Source organism: Parashewanella hymeniacidonis, from assembly GCF_016900895.1.
Lineage (GTDB): Bacteria > Pseudomonadota > Gammaproteobacteria > Enterobacterales > Shewanellaceae > Parashewanella > Parashewanella hymeniacidonis.
This window is the reverse complement of the sequence record NZ_JAFEUN010000233.1, coordinates 1-2,316: the sequence shown is the minus strand read 5'-3', so window position 1 is coordinate 2,316 and position 2,316 is coordinate 1. Positions and strand designations below refer to the sequence as shown.

Annotated in this window: 4 protein-coding genes; 3 read left to right on the top strand and 1 reads right to left on the bottom strand. The window is 37.7% G+C overall.

The features are described from left to right. The first annotated feature begins 479 nt into the window (after window positions 1-479). Window positions 480-785, top strand: coding sequence for a type II toxin-antitoxin system RelE/ParE family toxin (locus JQC92_RS21920; protein ID WP_205001651.1), 306 nt, complete (start codon window positions 480-482; stop codon window positions 783-785). Window positions 786-885: 100 nt separating this feature from the next. After that, the gene (locus tag JQC92_RS21915; RefSeq protein ID WP_205001650.1) at window positions 886-1,185 is read left to right on the top strand and encodes a HigA family addiction module antitoxin; all 300 of its coding nucleotides are present in this window, start codon (window positions 886-888) and stop codon (window positions 1,183-1,185) included. A 60-nt stretch (window positions 1,186-1,245) separates the two neighbouring features. Here the strand turns inward: JQC92_RS21915 and JQC92_RS21910 are convergent, their stop codons facing one another. Then, a complete protein-coding gene (locus tag JQC92_RS21910; protein ID WP_205001649.1) occupies window positions 1,246-1,497 on the bottom strand; it encodes a hypothetical protein in 252 nt (83 codons plus the stop codon). A 306-nt stretch (window positions 1,498-1,803) separates the two neighbouring features. Here JQC92_RS21910 and JQC92_RS21905 point away from each other — a divergent pair, with 306 nt between their 5' ends. Further along, window positions 1,804-2,103, top strand: coding sequence for a plasmid mobilization protein (locus JQC92_RS21905; protein ID WP_205001648.1), 300 nt, complete (start codon window positions 1,804-1,806; stop codon window positions 2,101-2,103). Window positions 2,104-2,316: the final 213 nt, after the last annotated feature.

Sequence of the window (2,316 nt, the reverse complement as noted above, 5' to 3'; positions counted from 1 at the left end):
TTTTCCAATTAACAAATGAGTCTAAACAAATATGATCATTAGGCTCGTTTATTATTCTGTTCAAAGATCTGGTTAAATAATTTTGTATTTCTAAAAAACACCTATTTACCATAACGTGTCTTGTGCGCATAACGAAAAGCCACTCAGAACCGATTCAGCGCGAACGGCCTGAAAAACTCAGTTAAATTAGCTGAAAATGACTGATTTTAGAAAGTTAACAATTAGCGGTTTTGACCACTTTCACAGTTGAGCTGATTTAACCTCATTTCTTATTTTTTTGTTAAGTTTAAATGAATTAATTGACACCTGCAACGTTACAGGTTACATTTATATTTGTTGCAAATTACCGACCCTACGTGAAGCGCTTAGAGCTAAAAATTCAATAGTTTGGTACGGATTAGTTGATAGCAATAATTCTATTAAGGAAAAAACTATATGAATAATTTTAAATTTAGCTGCGAAAGCATTTGGGGGATAAGTTGGCGATCAAAAGTTTTACACACAAAGGACTTAAAAATTTCTTTTATCACGGGAAATCAGCAGGTCTAAATCCTAATCATACGAATAAATTAGGATTCATACTCGATGCAATTGAAGCATCACATAACCCTGATGATCTGAAAGCGCTTTACCAAAACAAATTTGATGCGAAGAAAGGTTCAGGTAAAGGGGTTTACAGCATTGAAGTTAACGGAAACTGGAGAATAACCTTCCAAATAGAAAGCGAAGGTGCAATATTGCTGGATTACGTTGATTATCACGGAAAGCAAATAAAAGCTAAATAGTTAGCTTTTATTCCTAAATTAAGCCGTTTTTATTACGAATAATATCGGCAATTTTTTTACCATAACGGTAAGAAAATCTGGAGAGATTCTGGAGAGGATAATGAGACAAACTAGAAAACCTTCACATCCCGGTGAATTTTTTAAATTTACTGTATTAGATGAGAGAGGGATATCTATAACGTCAGCAGCGGAGTATCTAGGTGTAACTAGAAAGGCACTTAGCGAATTTGTAAATGGAAAAACCAAATGTTCTCATGCAATGGCTAGACGTTTAGCTGAATCAACAGGTACAGGTGTAGCAGTTTGGATAAACATGCAAGCCAAACTTGATACTTGGGAAGCTGAGAATATGGAAAGACCTAATAACATAGAGATGTTTCCTATTGCTCACTATGCATAGAAATACATTTTTTATTAGATCCTCTCTAGGTAATCAGAGAGGAGGCCAATAAAAATGTTTCTATTTAAATAGCTCAATTCGAAACACAATATGCTGCTTTTTATCTTGTAGAGAGCGAATGAAATTCTTTTCAGACTCTACGGAATCGGCTGGGTAACCAAGAGAATCGTTTTCATCTAAATACTTAACCAGCTCTTGTATCAGTTCCTGGTATTTTTCCGGAACGCGCATTACTTTGGTTTTTTCATACTTGGCTTTTCGACCGGCTCCTGGTCGAAAACCACCATGCTGTTTTTTCTCCAAATCACTCATAAGTCACCTCTTGATAAAAGTTACAAATTCAAATTTAGCTTGATTATGTAACTTTATCAAGTTTCATTTTACTCATCTTGATTTTGTAACGATATCGAAAATTTACCAGGCGGCTTTGAGCTTACTGGTGGGTTCCAAGGGAGGTGAAACCTCCTTTGGCAAGGCCTCGATGGGGATAGATTTTGCGGAGCAAAATGTAGCGACATTGGGTAGCCTTGTTTTTAGGTCTTTTCTCTTTTCAGAATTTGGAGTAATGTCGGATTGTTATGGTGCTTTTTTGAACGATAAAGCAAGAGGGAGACCATTATGCCGAACAGAGAAAATATCCTCAGAGTGCGCTTTTCAGATCTGGAGTTAAGCGAGCTCAAATCCTTGTCAGAGCAAGCGGGTATGTCCATGTCTGAACTGATAAGAGACCATCTTGATACACTCCAAATTTGTAATCGTCAGGACGAAAAACAACGGGTCGTGATGCTCAATCGCATAAACGCCAATCTTAATATGATTGCGCGTTGGGTGAACACCTATCGAGGCGCAGCAGACAGTATTGAGGTCGTGACTCATTTGCTAGCCATCGAGCGTGCCATGAAGGAGTTAGCCAAATGATTGTGGGGTTTTCAAGGCATGGCACAGGCCGAGGCGCTGGTCCAGTAGACTACATGACCGATCCCAAACGTGAAGGTCGAGAAGGCCATCCTCCTGACTCTTCTACACAAATTTGAGATAAATTGAACTTATTGTAAATCCGTTGATCTGATCAAGAAACTCCTTATACAAAACAGCAAATCATGTCAATTTATCATCATAACCAATGGTCAA